Here is an 18,900-nt window from a genome sequence, read left to right as displayed (position 1 = left end):
CTCTATATTACTATCAGTGCTATCGCTATATAGAGTTGATTTGTATGCACAAATCATTGAGACAACCGTTATAAGCCATTTAATTGATCTAAGGTATATTGGAGTTTATCTAACTTACTCCGCTTAACACTATTGGTTGAATTCAAATAGCGTTGGAGTAACTCATACAAGCTGTCTCGATTGATGGGTTTTGCTAGATAATCATTCATTCCTGCTTGAATAAAACGCTTTTTATCACCATGAATAGCATTAGCCGTCACGGCTATAATCGGTGTTTGACTGAATATCTCTCGACCAGAACGAATTTTTTCTGTCGCGGTAATGCCATCCATAACAGGCATTTGAATATCCATAAGGATTAAGTCGGTTTTGTGTTCAGCTAAGTAGTTCAATGCTGCTTGGCCATTTTCAGCACAATGAACCTCACAACCCACTTGAACCAGTAATTGACTTAACACTGCCTGATTGTTGATGTTATCTTCAACGATTAATACATGCTTATCAGTAAACTGCAGTGCCAGTGATGCTGGAAACCCACTCTCGCATGAATGAGTTAACTCTAGGTTAACCAAAGGATCATCTAATAACTCTAATGCCCAACTCAAATGTGATAATTTAAATGGGCCATTAAGCTGAATTTCGTTTTGATTGTTATACACAAAACTACTCTCTTGGCCGAGTAAGTCTATTGAAAGAAAACACACTTTGGTTGATTTAAGGTTATTGATGGCTTGCAAATAATCACGACAAGACTGCAATTGATTTGGGTCTGTTAACACAATAATATCGACATTATCTGCTAGCTGTTGGGGTAAATCAGTCGGGTTGTTAAACGCACTATAAGTGAGACTGTAATGCTGCAACATATTGTAAACGGCTGGATTTAAGCTGTTATTTTGACCGACAACCCAACAATGTGAATATTTATTATTATTAATAATTTTGGCGGTTGAATCACAAATTTTAGGCTCAAGCTTCAGCGGAATTTCAACAATAAAACGACTACCTACCCCGAGAGTCGATTCAACACAAATATCACCGCCCATCGCTTCACAAATCTGACGACAAATTGCCAGCCCTAAGCCACTACCACCATAAACACGAGTTGATGAGGTGTCTGATTGCATAAACGCTTCGAACATCTGTTCAATTTTATCCGCCTCAATACCAATCCCCGTATCTTGAACGGTTATCTGTAAGGTGAGTTGGTCATCATTATTCATGTAATTAACCGATACAACGACCTCCCCTTGGGGGGTAAACTTAACGGCATTGGCCAATAAATTAATTAATATTTGCCTGATACGGGCTTTATCACCAATGATAGCTAGCGGCACTGTTGGCATAATATTTAAGATAACTGATAAGCCTTTTTCTAAAGCTGGGCCAGATACGATATCAATCGCTTCTTCAAGGCAACGATCAAGCTTAAAAGGTTCATTAACAATATTTATTTTACCGGCTTCAAAACGAGAATAGGTCAGGACATCATCTAAGATACTCAATAATGCATCACTACTGGTTCTTATCATGTCTGTAAAGCGTGTTTGCTCACGGGTTAAGCCGCTTTCGAGCAGGATATCAGCAGAACCAATCACTGCGTTCAGTGGTGTACGAATTTCATGGCTTATATTGGCCATAAAACGACTTTTAGCTTCGGATAATTGCTCTGCTTGATATTTAGCTTCTTGTAAAACTTTTAACGCTGCCCTATTTTCGCTAATGTCGGTTTGTACCGCAATAAAGTGGCTTATGTTGCCAGTGCTATCAACCACCGGACTGGTATTAATGTTGACCCAATAAGGTTCGCCATGACAATTGTAATTAATAATGTCGGTTTGAAAGCTTTTACCTTGGCGTAACGCCTCTGACATTAAGGTTATTGTTTGAGGATTGCTGTCTTTACCTTGCAATAAATGACCCGGTTTTTTACCCATAATATTTTTTAAGATATAACCGGTGCTTTCTTCAAAACTTTTATTCACCCACTCAATGAATCCCTCGCGATTGGTTATCACCACTAAATTTTTGGTATGGCTGGCCACTAACGATAAACGCTTAACATAGTTTTGTTGATGAAGTAGTTGTGCTTGTATATCTTTATGTTGCTGAATTTCAAACAGCGAACCGATGTAACCACCGTCACCGTCTTGCACTAACTTTAATTCAAACCAGTGATGCTGACCGTTTAATAACTTAAGTTGAACTTCAATAATGGTTGGGACATTGTTACGGCTGTAGGCTAATTTATGTAGACACACTTCAAGTAATGCCAGTTGCGTTGACGAACTGATTAACGAACACAAATTCATTTTATCTAACGACTCACGATCATAACCTAATCGCTTTTTCCATGCGGGATTGGTATACGTTAATTCAAGTTGGTCATTACATTCAAAAATGCATTCATCTAAAAGTTCGAGTAATTTAGTTTGACGTTTTTGTGCATGAGAGAGTTTTTCAACAAGTGCATATTGAATTTGAACTTGTTGCTCATCCCTGGATTCATCAGCCATGATTAGCCGCCTTTATTGGTTAGCTTAAGTCGTTCGAATGACACTACTTGGGTATATGGTGGCAACACATCTTCGCTATAAACTGACTGCACAGACGGCTTATTAACGACAATGGATAATCAATTCCTACGTTGTCGTATCAGAGTGAATGTATTTTATATAACAAAGCTTTTATTGCAGCTGCCATTGAACTAAAAACTTTTCTAATGCCAATTTAGTGACTGGTTTTTCTAAATAATGGGTAATACCTTTACTGAACAGGTGCTGGATTTCATCGGGCTCAGTGAGCCCGGTTAACGCCACTTTAGGGGTTAGCCGATTCATTGCGTCATCGTTAACCAGTCTTTGTGCCACATCGCTGCCATACAACCCTGGCATACGTTCATCGAGCAGAATTAAATCAAATGTTTGTTGCTGTGCTAGCGCTAACGCTGAATTGCCATCATTCGCCGACACCACTTTACAGCCGAGCTTTTCAAGCATGGCTTGGGTAGCAACTTGACTAGGAATACTGTCGTCGGCAACGAGTATAGATAATGGCTCTGGTGAAGCTTGCTTGTTAATCATGTTAATCATGTTAATAATATCCGTATCATAAAATGGCCAAAACAAAGTTGAGGTTGGGCTAACATCGGTATCTGGAGCATTGACAATGTTACATAATGTCAGCTTGATAACGTCATTGTTATTATCAATATCATTGGTGGTTTTAGACTCCTCGTCAATTAAATCTACACTCAACGCAGACTTCATTTTCAAATGAGTAAAATTAACCAACGAAAATTTAATATACGGCGCTAAGACAGCATTAATCTTGTTCGATCCACTCCGTAATTCGATGAATTGATGAGGAATCGACACTGGCTGAGAAAAAAAGGCTTTCTCTGGTGTGGTGCAGATAGCGGCAATGTCGGTGTTTGTATCAGCATAAATGGCAAGCTCTAAATGCTTACTTTTAGCTGCAACGATCAGCACAATTTTTTCATCCGCGACTTGTAGCACTTGTTTTATCAGTTCACTCAATTGCTGATGCATTAACGTCGGATCGGACTGATATACCGCACTGTAATAGCCTGTTTTATTGATTAAACAAGGTTGAATAGTTTTCCCATGCTCGGCTAATTCTTTAGCGAGCACACATTGAATGAATTCAAGTAATTCAATTTTAATACTCATAACGAACTGCCTCTTTGCTCTCTACCGACAACGAAGAGGCAGCAATTTGTACGCCATTCATACAGAGACAATCTAACACATTGTTATTACGCAATAATTTCCAACATCAACCAACATTGGAGAGTCTATGGGTATTTGGTTTGCATGTTGAGACGCAATTTGAATTGCATTATGCAAATCAAATTGCAAAGCGGGCATTATCCACCAAAGCAAAAGAGATAAATAAGGGACACAAATGGCAATATCTGTCCCAGAATACTCAACAATGCTAGCAAATGACGTTAGCTAGGTGAAAACAAGTCTTGGCCGAGACTGATTTTCTATAGATAAACATTAAAGCAAAGACCGCATTAATCGGCCTTTGTTTGTAACATTGGAAATGACACCATTCTCAAACTAACTCATACAAGCTACTAACTTACATCGTTACCCCATAGAGAATGGTGCCTACTGTTAACCATTCTGCTTATCAAACGCTAGCCCTAAAGGTTCAAAATATTCCATCATGGCTTGATATATTTCACGGCAATGCTCTGCATCGGGATAAGCGCCATGTTTAGCAAGTGGCGAGTTGATAGTACTGTTAACCAGGTACGGATTGGATATATTGGCATAATCCTGTGAATACATTTCAATGCAAGATTCAAAGGCGCGCGCCATCATTTCGGTAGGTTTAGCAAAGTAATGGCAGCGTTGCTGTTTATCGAGTGCGATGGAGCGACGCACATAATCGTGTGGCTCTTGGCCGTTGGCACTCAGCAAGGTCACTTTAAATAAGTTAGAGAGTTTCTTATTCAACGGGTGAGCGATTATGGATTTATCGGCCAGCCAATTGTCGCTGGCACAAGCAAATAAATTGGCAAGACTTAAGTTAGCCCGAGTTGTAGTGGTCGTTTGCTCTGATATTACAAGCGACGACAAATACGGGTCTAATATACTGTCGTCAATAAACATTTTGTCGGCGATATAGTGATCGAATGCATGCCAAAATTCATGAGCTAACGACCCTGCTCCGGCATTTTTGGCTAATGCCAGTTCCCGGTATGCTGGTGCATAATGAGCTTGCACACCTTTTTGGCCGCCATGGCCAAAGGCAAAGCGTAAGCTACCGCGTAAACCAATCAACTCTGGCGGTACTGCTAATATGTTGGCTAAGTCTGCTAGTGAGTCAAATATCAAATTAGCCGCAAGTGCCGACTCCTCACGGTTAACCCATTTTCCAACACGGATATGCTGCAAACCAAAAGTGTGTTTAATGTCGAGAAAACTGACTGAATCGCCATTTCGATAGTCGGGCCCGATACGTTCAAAATGGCGTTGATGATTTAATAATGAATGATGTGAAGCCAAACATACCTCTATTGTCTCTAAAGCGATTGCCAAACATGTTTACACAAAAACGAATGCTGAACCTAGTGACTAATTATGCCATGTTTAACGCCATAAACCGCCCTATAAAAATAAAGTGATAGTAAAAAACACCGCTAACGTAGGCTAATGCCACCAGCACACCACTAGAATAACTATTCGTGATTATGCAAAAATAAAAGTATTACCCTCGGTAAATTTTTAACCTTCACTCACTTTAATGCATATTTACTCAAAATAAGTCTGCGCAGGTTACATAAAAGTGATCTATAAAACACCGAGCGTATTTTACTCTGCCATTAAGTTGTCTATTACAATACTCACTAAGTGACCTATTACGTCCACCAGCATTTTATGGATCGTCTAGATTACGATTCTGTATTATGCATCTACATTACGGCTATTGATTACGGCTCTTCATCACGACCCTTTATTGCTTCTCTTCAATACGACTCATCATTACTTCCCTTTATTACAAGATGCGCCTAAAGCGTAAACAACAGTATTGGGGGTCAGTTAAGTATCACTAATTGGATTCCTATTTAAGCGTGTTAGCAGTACGATGGTTTACGATTGATTTTTATGGAGGATTTATGATTTATACCACAACTGAAACCATTCCTAGTCGGGACATTATCGAGATTGTCGGTGTTGTAACCGGTAATGTGGTTCAATCTAAACATATTGGTCGAGACATTATGGCCGGCTTAAAAAGCATTGTGGGTGGCGAAATCCGCGGTTACACCGAAATGTTATCTGATGCCAGAGATGTCGCAGTTGAGCGTTTAGTTGCCAGTGCGGCACAAAAAGGGGCTGATGCGATTGTGGGGATCCGCTTTACGACAAGTGCCATTATGGATGGCTCGTCTGAAATTATGGCTTTTGGTACTGCGGTTAAATTAGGGCCAAGCAGATAAATACGCCTGAAACTAAACGGGTATTAATAGTATGTGCGTACAACAAATGCTTAAGTCGATTTTTATATCCTTGATGTTAGCCGAGTTTATCGCCGAAATGCTTCTATTGATCAAACATAACTAATATGACCAAACACAACTAGTATGACCAAACATAACGAATAGGTAATTTTATGATTAAAAATATTTCTTTAGCCGTTGCCGTCTTGTTGGCTTCTACTCATGCTTATGCGGTAGAAAGCCTTATCACTGTTGAAAGCCATTACTCGGCCAAAGAAACGGCAGATAGGTTTGAGTCGATCATAAAAGACAAAGGTTTTACGGTTTTTTCGAGGATTGATCATCAAAAAAATGCCGCCGGTGTGAACTTAACTCTGAGACCAACTGAAGTGATTATTTTCGGTAACCCTAACATCGGTACTCAATTAATGCAGTGTAACCAACTTGTCGCGATTGACTTGCCACAAAAGGTATTGATTAGCGAAGATGCTGATAACAAGGTTTGGCTGTCGTATAACAATCCGCAGTACATTAAACAGCGTCATAGTATTGCAGGCTGCGATAAGGTTATTAATAAAATCTCTGGTGTCCTCAATACATTAAGCATTGCTGCAACGTCTAAGTAGTTATTTCGCAGCTAGTCGTTTGAGCAAGGCTATTGGCGCGAACATTTTGAACGAGTAAATTGAACGAATAGATTGAACGAACAGATTGAACGAACAGATTGAACGAGTAAATTGAACGAGTATATTGAACGAGTATATTGAACGAATAGATTAAGTGATCATTTATAGCCACCAGCTTATTAATTCGGAGCGAGTATACGAGGAATAAGCAAAGCATGACGATGATCACTCAGCCATTGTGTGTTATCGAATGACGATTCTTATCGCAACACAGAGTAAACATATCGAATCACATCCACGGTGACACAACTGCAAGATGATATTTATCAATATTTTACATTTATATTTTACACAAGAATTTTTCAATAAAACTTACCAGAAAAGTTATATAAAACAATCGATTTAGAGGTTTTTAATGAATAGTGAAGTGGTATTAATCACCGGTGCGAATAGAGGTATTGGTTTAGCGTTAACAGAGCAATATCTTGTCAACGGTTGCAGCGTCATAGCAACCTGTAGGGATGGCGCAACAGCGACTGAGCTTTTGTCGTTGAAAGCTCAGTTTGCTGACAAATTATTGATTGAGTCACTGGATATCACGAGCTCTGAATCAATCCAGCGCTTAGCGAATAATCTCAGTCAGCAAAATATTAGTCTCGATTTAATTGTTAATAATGCGGGCTTTTTAGATGGAGATAATCACAGTATTCATGCTATTGATTATGCTGACGCTGAAATGTGTTTTAAAGTGAACGCGCTCGGGCCATTATTTTTAACACACTGTTTATTAGAACTATTGAATAAAAATCGTTTATGCAAAATAGCGATTATCTCTTCTTCTAAGGGATCACTATCACAAGCACAAGGTGTCGACTGGTATGGTTACCGAATGTCTAAAGCCGCAGCCAATATGTTAACGGTGAATTTATCGACTGAACTGGTTAATGATAACGTCGCGGTGGTATCTGTTCATCCTGGTTGGGTGCAAACTGATATGGGCGGCAGCTCTGCAAAGGTAAAGGTTAATGATTCCGCCCTTGGGATTATAAAAGTGATCAACAATTTATCGATTCACAATACCGGTCAGTTTTATGATGTTAACGGTGAGCAACGGCCGTTCTAATCAGCGCATCAATTCGGACAGCAAACAACTAACCGTTATGTTGGTTATGGGGTTATACCTTGAGTTGAATTGAAGCTATATTTTCAGTACGCAAGATGGTAATTACGATGATTTTTATTAAGCCAATAGCCAACAAATTGACCGATAAACTATTAAATACTAGATAAAGTGTATTGATGTATGTGCGTGGCTTGCCTTAAAAATTGAAATGGGTAAGATGTTGTTTTACTGTCTTTATCGTTGATATTATTTTGATGTTTGAGTGTTAACCCACAGAGTTTGGCAACAGAGATTAAGTCGACAGTTAATCAAATTAAAATTGATACAATTAAGATGAGTTTTATCTTTTCCTGCCGCATAGCGGCTAAGCTCAACAAACACTTAATGTTGATTTGCAACGCGCTGCATTGGTAATGTTTTTAGTCATTACCAATGCAAGGTAGAATCCTAAGTTCGTTACGGCATAGCTTAAGCGAGCGTTATATTAATTGAGGTTGCTACAATGGAAACAAAGCCAATAATTTATGACAGATTTACTTGTAATAAATGTTTTGATAAAAGCAGCCTTGATTTTGATTTCACCATGGCTTTTCAGCCAATTATTAACTGTAAGACCAATAGCATATTTGGCTATGAAGCATTGGTACGTGGCTTACAGAATGAATCGGCCTTTTCGATCATTTCTCAAGTCAATGATGATAATCGTTACCTCTTTGATCAACTTTGCCGCGTTAAAGCCATCGCACTGGCGGCGAAACTAAAGCTAGATTCAATGCTTAGCATTAACTTTCTTCCAAATGCTATTTATAAACCTGAGCGCTGTATTCGCACAACCTTAGAAGCCGCTAAAGAGTATAACTTCCCAACCAACAGAATCATGTTTGAATTTACAGAAAATGAGAACATTAGTGATACTGCATTTGTTAAGAGTATCGTTGAGTATTATAAGAAATCAGGATTTATCACCGCATTAGACGATTTTGGTTCTGGCTATGCCGGTTTGGGACTGTTGGCTGATTTTCAAACCAACATTATCAAATTTGATATGAAGCTTGTTCGTAATATCGACCAAGATAAAACCCGACAAGCTATTATTAAAAACTGCTTAAACTTGTTTGCTGAACTTAACATTACCTCTTTGGCTGAAGGCGTAGAGACAATAGAAGAAATGCAATGGTTACGCGATTGTGGCATTGAGCTGATGCAGGGTTATTTATTTGCTAAACCTGGTTTTGAATCCCTACCGCTAGTTGATTTTGACGAGATATACCGCAGCGAAAGTCAGATTAAGACTCAACCTACTCTGAGCTTAAATGACGGAGCGGGTATATAAGCTTAAGGTCGATACTCATCATTACCTCAATGCACATTATTATTTATGCCATTGAGTGTATTCCACACGAGTATGGCGCCAGTGTTCAAAGGCAATAGGGTTAGATGTTTCGTGCATAGGTTGAATGGCTTGTGGTATTTCTTAGTTAACAGTCTGTGACATAACCGGCATCGAAATAGCGGTAAAGATTATCGCAACAATGGTTAATCTTATTTTCATGCTGCTGCCCAATATTTATTGAGCCTAAATATTTCTACACTGCGTCATTAATGCGCCTATGCTATAGGCGTAATACTCATTGCAACAACAAAAACGCACTATCACCATGGTTTAATGGTTAAAAAGCAGTTCATACATCTGTGCCTAAGCTAAAATTTAGACGATAAAGCGTGCCTCTTTTTTACAAAAATCAGAGAGATCACAGATCGTTTTCATTTGTATTTGAGGGGCACATTGTCAACTTTCGGTTTGCTTTGCATGATCAAGTTTATTGTCACCATGATAACCAGCAAATAATTTGTTAATTATGTTCAAAAAATTTTGGACGTTAATTGTTAAACTCTCCATTGATAACGTTTTATTATTAAAAGGATAAGTTTTAATAATTTATTGTTTAGCCTTGTTCGCTGTATATTACGTCTATCGAACATCATTCATCATTCATACGCACGCCTTATAGTGTAATTTATCCGATTGTTTATGCGGTTGTTTATTCGTTTGTTTATTCGGGAATTGGCACGTTCGCTGATGCGTTTAAAAGATGTCGCTTAAAGAGAGAGTTATGAAATTTTTACACACTATGTTGAGAGTCATTGACCTAGAAAAATCAATTGAGTTTTATACCCATGTGCTAGGCATGAAAGTGCTAGAAAGAACCGAAAACAAAGACTATCGCTACACCTTAGTTTTTGTGGGTTATGGCACTCAAGCAGACAGCACCACGATTGAATTAACCTATAACTGGGACACCAATGAGTATGACCATGGTAATGCTTTTGGTCATATTGCGCTGAGTGTAGAGGATATTTATAGTGCCTGTAATGACATTAAAGCACGCGGTGGCAAAGTAACCCGTGAACCAGGACCGGTAAAAGGTGGCTCAACCCACATCGCCTTTATCGTCGATCCTGATGGATACCAAATTGAACTTATCCAAATTAGCAAGTAAAGAGGAATACAGAATGAACAATGCACTATTTCAACCAATACAGCTCGGTAAACTCTCTTTAAACAATCGTATTGTGATGCCACCAATGACGCGCTCGCGCTCAACCCAACCGGGTAATGTGGCTAATGAGATGATGGCTGAATATTATGCTCAGCGAGCATCCGCGGGTCTTATTATTACAGAAGGCACCCAAATATCAGTCATGGGCCAAGGCTACGCATGGACGCCAGGTATTTATTCTGCAGAACAAATTGCCGGATGGCAGAAGGTCACCAAAGCGGTTCATGCACAAAATGGCACTATCTTTGCCCAGCTTTGGCATGTTGGTCGAGTGTCTCACCCTGATAATATCGGTGGTCAACAGCCTATTTCGTCTTCTGCACTAAAAGCCCAAAATGTAAAAGTGTTTGTGGATAATGGTACCGACGAACCCGGTTTTGTTGACGTGGTAGTGGCTCGTGAAATGTCTAAAGCTGACATTGAACATGTGATTGGCGAATATCGTCAAGCAGCGTTAAATGCGATTGAAGCCGGTTTTGATGGCGTAGAACTGCATGCTGCTAACGGTTATTTAATTAACCAGTTTATCGATTCTGAAGCGAATAATCGTATCGACGAATATGGTGGTAGTATCGAAAACCGCCTGCGCTTCCTGGGTGAAGTGGTTGGTGCAATGACGCAAGCCATTGGCGCTGATCGTGTTGGTGTTCGTCTTGCGCCATTCACATCGCTAAATGGTACTGTTGATGCAACGCCGATAGACACCTACATTGCCGCGGCAGCATTACTTAATAGCCTCAATGTGGTCTATATCCATGTGGCTGAAGTTGATTGGGATGATGCCCCAGAGACACCAACAGTATTTAAAGATACGGTTCGCGACGTTTATAAAGGGGTGCTTATTTATGCGGGACGTTACAACGGCGAAAATGGATCTCAGGCCATTGATGCTGGTGTAGCGGATATGATTGGTTTTGGCCGACCATTTGTCTCCAATCCAGATCTGGTAAACCGTATTAAGCATAACTATCCATTAGCGTCTCACAACCCAGAGACATTATTTGGTGGTGCTGAACGCGGGTATACTGATTACCCCGAATACAGCCCAAGCTAATAGTCATCACACTGTTTAGTTGAGTTAATATGTGAGCGATTCTGACGTAAGGTAGGATCGCTTTATACGTATACATCATTTATTTATCACGACATATTTTTTGGTTTTCTCGTATCATTGCGACTTGCCAAGAGCCTTGCCCCTTTTCCCATCCCTCAGCTGGAACAAACGGTTTGATGAAACAAGAAGCGTTGCGCGGCAAAATATCCTTATTACTGGCCACAATGCTTGCGGCTGTGGGATGGATAGCCTCCAAACTTGTTATTTTAGAGATGCCTGGAGAGGTGTTTATTGCTGCTCGCTTCTTAATTGCGAGTCTGATTTTATTGCCATTTTGTTATCAGCAGATTTTTGCACTCAGGCCTAAGCAAATTGCCGCGCTTTGTGGCGTTGGCATGGTATTAGCCGCTTCGATTGAAGTATGGGTTCACGCGATTACTATCTCTAGTACTTTGTCTGAAGGTGCTTTTATCATGAGCCTGGCGATGATTATAGCCCCGTTTATTTCTTGGCTATTATTCAAAGTAAGACCTAACCGCATGTTTTGGATATCGCTGCCTATTACTTGTATAGGCATTATGTTATTGACCATCACAACTGGCTGGGAAGTTGATAACAGCCAGTGGTTTTTCTTATTATCATCGGCACTGCTGTCATTGCATTTTGTATTGAATAAGCGGGTCTTGACCAATATAAAACCGTTAACATCCATCTGCGTACAATTATTCATGGTGGGCATTGTGGGTTGCGTGATTATGGCTGCGGTTTCACCTGAACATTTTGAGATAAATGGTCATGTGCTATTTTGGTTTGCGGTATCAACGGTTATCGCAACCAGTGTGCGTTATTTACTTCAAACTGTCGGTCAATTTAGCGTTAAAATTGAAACCGCTTCGCTGATCATGATTTTAGAACCCATTTGGACATTAATTTTGTCTATCAGCTTTCTTGATGAGGTAGTTGAAATGCAAAAGCTCATTGGTGGCGGGGTTATTTTATTGTCACTGTTTATTTACATCAAATATTCTAAAAAATAGTGCGTAAAAAGCCTTATTTACAACATCTATAACATCACAACATCTGCAACATCTACAACGCTGAGTATATCAATGTTGTAATAACCTATTTTTCTGTTTATTAACCACGGCGTTGTATTCGCTACGCAAATGCATACGGTGGGAGGGACACAACGCCTTATACACTGAGGTGTAACTCAATCACCGAGATTAAACTGAGATGAGTCTATAAACGCTACTGAAAGGTCATGATGACGAGTAATAGACACATGCAAAGACTTTGTATTGATGTTATTGATGTTATTGATGTTATTGATGTTATTGATGTTATTGATTCTAAAACACAGTGAAGTTAATGATTAATCCCAGTGTTGAACTGAGATTAATCATGCCGTGCGGACTAAACATGTGGAGCGATAGAGAGCGATTTCAGATGAGTTAGCTAAAGTTTTCGTGGTAAGCAATCATAAAGTCTTCTCTTATTAACTGCTCTAAATGTATGGCGCGTTCGGTGGGGCAAAAAATCATGATATGCACATTTTGCTCTCCGTTGATGCCGCTGGTGATATGAATATGCGGTTCGCTGCCAGGTAAATCGACACCAGCATGTTTTTCTATCACACCGTTGTAACGCTTAGCCACTTCGATAAAGTCTTCACAGTGCTGTTCTATTTGGCGGGTTAACCCAGGAAACAGTGTATAGAGATTAACAAACTGGACCACGGTAATGGTTATGTTGTGGTAAACATAACGTTTCATAAAGTTGAGGTTTTTCACCGCATAGGTAAAAAACATACTGTTAGGCAATGTCGCGGTTTTACCGGTGTAATGATATTGACCTTGATCAAGATCGATCTCTTGGATCACGGTGGCCATTAAGTTATGTTCAATCACTTCGCCATATATTTTCCCTACTTCAATCCAATCACCAATCACAAATGAACGTGAACTCGCGCGTTGTATTGAGCCGGTAAAGCAAAGAATGATTTCTTTTGATGCTATCACTATGGCAATGGCAATGGCGGTAACAGACAGTGCAAACTTGCTAACTTCGGATTGCCAAAGCATGAACAAAATAACCAGTATTAAAATGAAGGTGCCATTTTTAGTGCGTGACATCCATTTGCGTTGCACATCAGAAAGAAAAGCGACGTCGCCACGAATACTTGAAATGATAAAACGTTTTATCACTGAGATAAGCATTATTATTAACACCGTTAATAATAATTTGTGTTCGAGAAAAAAATCGACGATCAAAGCTATATTATCTATCAAACTTGTTACCTACGTTGTTTTTGTTTCCACACTCATGGTGCTGAATTACGGACATTCCGGCCGTCACTCTATTGGCAATAGCAGCAGAAGACAAGGTAATTAGGCCATAACAGTATGAGGTCTAACCTGGTGCAGCAGTAAACACTTAGTCAACGTCGGTAAATTAGCCCCTTCATAAACACGAAAAAACCATTAATGTAGCTGACATTAATGGTTTTATCCGTATCGAGATTCGCAATATTGAAGTGAATATTTTAGCTGGTGATCATTTTAGTTAGTTTGGTAGTAAATAACGGTTGGTGTTATCGCTATAACATCATCATATCGATACCCCAAAGCATTTGGCTGCCCTTTTACTGGCTTAACATCTGAGTTGTAGCTTAGCTTAACTCCCCAATGATTATTACTGATACCATCGAAAATAATATTTATTACGCCGTCACTTTCTTTAACCATCGCGGCAACGTGGTGCTTGGCCATAATGTCTCTTACCTTAGCTGAGCGTGATGAGCACAAATTACACGCTTCTATATTGGTGACATTTTTAAAATATGTGGCATCGGCTGAAGGTACAAACCCAGCTACCGCTGACGGTTGATATTGAATAATACCTGCGGGGGTGAAAAATACGTTATTGACTCTAAATACATTATCATCTGAGCGCTGAACAATAGTGATATCGACGTTGTCCTTAAAAAAACGACTGATTACGTCTTGCTCTATCAGCAATATATTGATGGCCTTAACCCTTTGGTCTCGACATGATTTTTCATTGCACAGCACTCTATTGGGCAAACTGGTGACAAATTGGGGATCGGCTTTAAATATCGCGTGACTCATTACACCTAAATTGAAGTTAGCAAAATCATTTTTATCCTCTGCAGAGGTAAATTTTGTTGGATGCACATCAAGCACCCCATACGGTGAGGCTAACCCAGGCAATATTTCTGCAATCCCATTTTTGGGTAATAAACCCCGTAAATGATTAATTGTTGCACGGTACTCTTTATCGGAGTCTGCCGTGAGGAAGTTAGGCAAGTTGTTTGCGCTGGTAACGATAGGCACGAGCAATGGACATAACAAAAATAGATAAGTGGCTCTCATGGGTGAGTAACATCCTTTTAATGTCATTGTTAACGTCATTGATGTTTAAGTAAAACACATCTTTGTTGTCATAATGTTATAAAAACACGCAAAGTTAAAGCCGTGTCTAATCAAATTGTGAGTTTATCTTATGGATAAATTAGCATTTTTTGTGCATTTTACTTCGCTGTACGTTGTCATTATTAGCATTCTTTAATCAATGGTACCTGCTCTGTATTCGGCAAACGGATGACAAGTTCACTCATAATAAGCAGAACCGTTATTAGCCGTTTAACCGTGACGTTATCCTGTGGCGGAGATGGCTAGTGATAAGTATCCAACGAGCATCCGCTCCGCACACAACTAGATTGAACAAGATTTAACTCGCCAACATCAGCAAGTCTATAAATAATAACGTCAATAAAATGGTGATCTGCGACAATTTGTCCGATTTCATTTTTGTTAACTTGATCAACATCATGTATTCGACGATATAGCCCTACATATGCTAAGGAAATATCTTACAAGTTGATTTACATCAAAGACCATTTTTGGCTGAGTTTTAATATTGATACCGATGGATTGCAACTAATTATTAGCCACTGAGCTAACTTAAGCAGAAGGTATCAACATGGACACACATGCAGCCCTTTATAAACAGGGTCAAGACCGCCTTGATTATTTACGCCAATTTGCCCAACGTCAGCCCGTGTCACTACAACAAAAAATGGCCAACATTGGGATATCTCGTCGAGACTTCATTAAGTGGACCGCGTCGGTCACTGCAATGTTTGCCTTGCCCCTACCCTTTAGTAATCTGGTTGCCGAAGCGGCAGAATTAGCCGACCGAGTACCGCTAATTTGGTTACATTTAGCCGAATGTACAGGCTGTTCTGAGTCATTAATTCGTACCGACACGCCCAACCTCGACACATTGATTTTCGATCATATCTCGCTTGAATATCACGAAACCTTAATGGCAGCCTCTGGCTGGCAAGCAGAAGAGAACCTAGAAAATGCTCTTGAAACCTACAAAGGTCGGTATTTGCTGGCCGTTGAAGGTGCGGTCCCTACCGCCAATAACGGCACCTTTTTAACCGTGGGTTGTAAAGGTCATACGGGTTTACACATTGTTAAGGAAGCAGCTGAAAATGCTGCCGCGATTATCTCCGTTGGTACTTGCGCTGCTTTTGGTGGTGTACAAGCCGCTGCACCTAACCCGACTGGGGCAAAAGGTGTTTACGAAGTGGTCGATAAACCTGTGATTAACTTAGGCGGTTGCCCTCCGAGCGAAAAGAACATTGTTGGCACGCTAATGTATTTCATTATGTTCGGTAAGTTACCTGCACTGGATATGTTTAATCGTCCTAAATGGGCTTACGGCGCACGGGTACATGATAACTGTGAACGTCGTGGGCGCTTTGATGCTGGTGAGTTTGTTGAAGAATTTGGTGATGAAGGTGCTAAAGAAGGTTACTGCCTTTATAAAGTCGGCTGTAAAGGCCCTTATACCTACAACAACTGCCCTACTGAGCGTTTTAACCATCACACCAGTTGGCCGGTGTTAGCGGGTCATGGCTGTATGGGTTGCTCTGAGCCGAATTTTTGGGATGACATGGCGGACTTTGAAAAACCGCTAGGACGCCAACTTTTACATGGCATAGATGCCACCGCTGACACCATTGGTGCGGTCATTTTAGGCGCTACCGTTGTTGGTATTGGCGCCCATGCAGTTGCTAGCGTATTTGCTAAGCCTTTGGAGGAATAATCATGAGTAAACGTGTCGTTATCGACCCTATCACCCGTATCGAAGGCCATTTACGTGTCGAAGTTGAAGTGGATGACAATAATGTCATTACCAAGGCTTGGTCTTCGTCGACCTTATGGCGAGGTATTGAGGTTATTTTAAAAGGCCGAACTCCAATGGATGTGGGCTTAATTGTGCAGCGTATTTGTGGCGTATGTACCTATTCGCATTATCGTTGCGGTACTGAGGCCGTTGAAAATGCCCTTGGGGTTAAGATCCCACTTAATGCTAAATACCTGCGCAGCATAATGCAGTCATCACTCTACATGCATGATCATATTGTACATTTTTATCATCTACACGGTTTGGATTGGGTGGATGTGGTATCAGCATTAAGTGCCGACCCAGCCTTAGCGGCTAAAGTGGCAATGAATTATTCTGATGCACCGATTGCTGCAGGTGAAGGTGAATTAAAAGCGGTACAGGCACGAGTGAAAGGCTTGGTCGAAACCGGAAAACTGGGTCCATTTGCCAATGCCTATTGGGGTAATGGTACTTATCGTTTTACCCCTGAGCAAAACCTCATTGCGTTATCGCATTATTTAAAAGCACTTGAAGTACAACGTGTGGCAGCTGAAATGTTAGCTATTTTTGGCGGCAAATCGCCACATCCACAGTCTATTGTTGTGGGCGGCGTAACCTCTGTACGTGACATGTTAAGCCCCGCCCGTTTACAAGAATGGAAACAAAAGCACGCTATCGTGCAAGACTTTATTGAGCGAGCTTACCAAGCCGATATTGTGATGGCAGCAGAAGCATTTGGTACAGAAGCCAGTGTACTTGGCGGCGTAAATGTTAACAGTTTCTTGTGCGGTGAAGATTTTATTACAACCGATGGCGAGTACTTATTTAACCAAGGGGTCATTTTAAACGGTGATTTAGCCAATGTATTGGATATCGACCCGAGCTTGATTAAAGAAGATGTGACTCACGCCTGGTATAAAGCTGATGGTCCGCAACATCCATATCAAGGAACCACCATTCCTGATTACACCGGGTTTATTGAGCGCGACACTGTGTATGGCAAATTACCCACCATTAATGGCGATGGTAAATACTCGTGGGTTAAGTCTCCGCGTTACCAAGATGAACCGATTGAAGTAGGTCCACTAGCGTGTTTGTTGGTTAACTATGCCCGTGGCAATCAAGTTGTGGTCAATGCGGTTGATGGTTTGTTAGCTCGCACTGGTTTGCCTCTTGAAGCATTGTTTACCACTTTAGGCCGTACTGCTGCACGTATGTTGCAAACGGTGTTGGTTGGCCAGGCCAGTTTGCAAACCTTTGATGCTTTACTGGTGAATATACAGTCGGATCAGTCAACTTACGTTAAACCTGAAATAGACCCAGACCGTGTTTACGAAGGTTATTCGATGATTGAAGCCCCTCGCGGCATGTTAAGTCATTGGATCCGGATTAAAGATGCCAAAGTCGAAAACTACCAAGCTGTGGTTCCTACAACCTGGAACGCAGGCCCTGTGGATGCTAACGGTAAAATGGGCCCATACGAAGCTTCGTTGATTGGTTTGAAACTTGAAGACCCAACTAAGCCGTTAGAAGTCATTCGCATTATTCATTCCTTTGATCCTTGTATGGCGTGTTCCGTTCACGTGATGGATTACAAGAAACACACCCTAGGTCAATTTAAAATTGATCCAAATGGGTTTTAATCAGAGGTAATGGAGTAGGAGGGATAAAAGTATGGAACATATTGCAACCCATAATAGGCAGCTGATATTTACTCCAGCGATTCGAATATTTCACTGGTTACGCGCTCTGGCCATTTTGGTATTAGTGATCACCGGATTTTATATCTCGTGGCCATTTATAGTGGCTCCTGCCAGCACTGATGTATTGGTACAAGGTTGGATCCGCTTTGCCCATATCATTTTTGGATTTTTGTTAACCAGTATTACCTTAGTGCGTTTTTACTTGTTTTTCTTTAGTCGTATTAACAATGAAAGACGATCATTTAAAGATGTGCTATCGCCTCGAAGCTGGATATCGCAAATAAAATCCTATTTTTGGATGGGCAGTTTAGACAAAGCCGGCGTTTACGGACCATTACAGTTTATGACCTATGTGGCCATTTCGTTTGTCGCCTTGATTATGTGTATCACCGGCTTAGTGCTGTACGCCAATGTGTACCATTTAGGTATTGGCGGAATGCTCGGTGATGTATCGGCATGGATAACCGGCCTCTGTGGTGGTTTAGCGCCACTGCGGATTTATCATCATTACTTAACATGGGCCTTCATCATCTTTGTGGTGATCCATATGTATATGGCGGTGTGGTCTGGTATTCGCTTTAAACATAATTCAGTCGATTCTATTGTGTCTGGATATGACTATCACAAAGTACATAAATAGGATGAATGAAT

General features: G+C 40.5%; 15 protein-coding genes. 10 read left to right on the top strand and 5 right to left on the bottom strand.

The genetic code is table 11. The annotated features are described in order from the left end of the window. Positions 1–68: 68 nt before the first annotated feature. The 3 genes from AAEY97_RS05875 to AAEY97_RS05865 form a co-directional block, all read right to left on the bottom strand. A complete protein-coding gene (locus tag AAEY97_RS05875) occupies positions 69–2,516 on the bottom strand; it encodes a PAS domain-containing hybrid sensor histidine kinase/response regulator (RefSeq protein WP_335691979.1) in 2,448 nt (815 codons plus the stop codon). A 171-nt stretch (positions 2,517–2,687) separates the two neighbouring features. Further along, complete coding sequence (locus AAEY97_RS05870) at positions 2,688–3,692, bottom strand: response regulator (RefSeq protein WP_350997231.1); 1,005 nt, start codon at positions 3,690–3,692, stop codon at positions 2,688–2,690. 453 nt (positions 3,693–4,145) lie between these two features. After that, on the bottom strand, positions 4,146–5,042 hold the full coding sequence (locus AAEY97_RS05865; RefSeq protein ID WP_350997228.1) for a CLCA_X family protein: 897 nt from the start codon (positions 5,040–5,042) through the stop codon (positions 4,146–4,148). Positions 5,043–5,653: 611 nt separating this feature from the next. On the opposite strand from AAEY97_RS05865, the gene AAEY97_RS05860 reads away from it, so the two are divergent. The 7 genes from AAEY97_RS05860 (at position 5,654) to AAEY97_RS05830 (ending at position 12,378) form a co-directional block, all read left to right on the top strand. Continuing rightward, positions 5,654–5,977 carry a heavy metal-binding domain-containing protein gene (locus AAEY97_RS05860; RefSeq protein WP_350997224.1) on the top strand — a complete coding sequence of 108 codons (324 nt, stop codon included), beginning with the start codon at positions 5,654–5,656 and terminating at the stop codon, positions 5,975–5,977. Between the two features lie 173 nt (positions 5,978–6,150). Further along, complete coding sequence (locus AAEY97_RS05855; protein ID WP_350997221.1) at positions 6,151–6,603, top strand: DUF302 domain-containing protein; 453 nt, start codon at positions 6,151–6,153, stop codon at positions 6,601–6,603. A 415-nt stretch (positions 6,604–7,018) separates the two neighbouring features. Further along, positions 7,019–7,726 (top strand): SDR family oxidoreductase, encoded by a 708-nt coding sequence (locus AAEY97_RS05850; RefSeq protein WP_350997218.1) that lies wholly within the window; start codon positions 7,019–7,021, stop codon positions 7,724–7,726. Positions 7,727–8,228: 502 nt separating this feature from the next. Then, positions 8,229–9,059, top strand: coding sequence for an EAL domain-containing protein (locus AAEY97_RS05845; protein WP_162023204.1), 831 nt, complete (start codon positions 8,229–8,231; stop codon positions 9,057–9,059). Positions 9,060–9,840: 781 nt separating this feature from the next. Further along, positions 9,841–10,227, top strand: coding sequence for a lactoylglutathione lyase (gloA, locus tag AAEY97_RS05840; RefSeq protein ID WP_350997214.1), 387 nt, complete (start codon positions 9,841–9,843; stop codon positions 10,225–10,227). A gap of 13 nt (positions 10,228–10,240) precedes the next feature. Beyond that, positions 10,241–11,341 (top strand): alkene reductase, encoded by a 1,101-nt coding sequence (locus tag AAEY97_RS05835; protein WP_350997211.1) that lies wholly within the window; start codon positions 10,241–10,243, stop codon positions 11,339–11,341. Positions 11,342–11,517: 176 nt separating this feature from the next. Next, entirely contained in the window at positions 11,518–12,378 is an 861-nt protein-coding gene (locus AAEY97_RS05830) for a DMT family transporter (RefSeq protein ID WP_350997208.1), read from the top strand. A 417-nt stretch (positions 12,379–12,795) separates the two neighbouring features. Here AAEY97_RS05830 and AAEY97_RS05825 read toward each other — a convergent pair whose 3' ends face one another. Both AAEY97_RS05825 and AAEY97_RS05820 read right to left on the bottom strand, forming a co-directional pair. After that, complete coding sequence (locus AAEY97_RS05825; RefSeq protein ID WP_409085805.1) at positions 12,796–13,560, bottom strand: mechanosensitive ion channel domain-containing protein; 765 nt, start codon at positions 13,558–13,560, stop codon at positions 12,796–12,798. Positions 13,561–13,902: 342 nt separating this feature from the next. Then, positions 13,903–14,736: a hypothetical protein gene (locus AAEY97_RS05820; protein ID WP_350997205.1), complete on the bottom strand. Its 834-nt coding sequence runs from the start codon at positions 14,734–14,736 to the stop codon at positions 13,903–13,905. Positions 14,737–15,346: 610 nt separating this feature from the next. Here AAEY97_RS05820 and hyaA point away from each other — a divergent pair. Genes hyaA through cybH form a run of 3 tightly spaced genes read left to right on the top strand, consistent with a single transcriptional unit; the run spans position 15,347 to position 18,889 of the window. Further along, positions 15,347–16,483 (top strand): nickel-dependent hydrogenase small subunit, encoded by a 1,137-nt coding sequence (hyaA, locus tag AAEY97_RS05815; protein WP_101087103.1) that lies wholly within the window; start codon positions 15,347–15,349, stop codon positions 16,481–16,483. Between the two features lie 2 nt (positions 16,484–16,485). Beyond that, entirely contained in the window at positions 16,486–18,189 is a 1,704-nt protein-coding gene (hyaB, locus tag AAEY97_RS05810; RefSeq protein ID WP_011637560.1) for a nickel-dependent hydrogenase large subunit, read from the top strand. A gap of 31 nt (positions 18,190–18,220) precedes the next feature. Further along, complete coding sequence (gene cybH, locus AAEY97_RS05805) at positions 18,221–18,889, top strand: Ni/Fe-hydrogenase, b-type cytochrome subunit (protein WP_350997201.1); 669 nt, start codon at positions 18,221–18,223, stop codon at positions 18,887–18,889. Positions 18,890–18,900: the final 11 nt, after the last annotated feature.

This window comes from Shewanella sp. TB7-MNA-CIBAN-0143 (genome assembly GCF_040310065.1).
Lineage (GTDB): Bacteria > Pseudomonadota > Gammaproteobacteria > Enterobacterales > Shewanellaceae > Shewanella.
The sequence above is the reverse complement of the archived record's forward strand: the minus strand, read 5'-3'. Positions and strand labels throughout refer to the sequence as shown.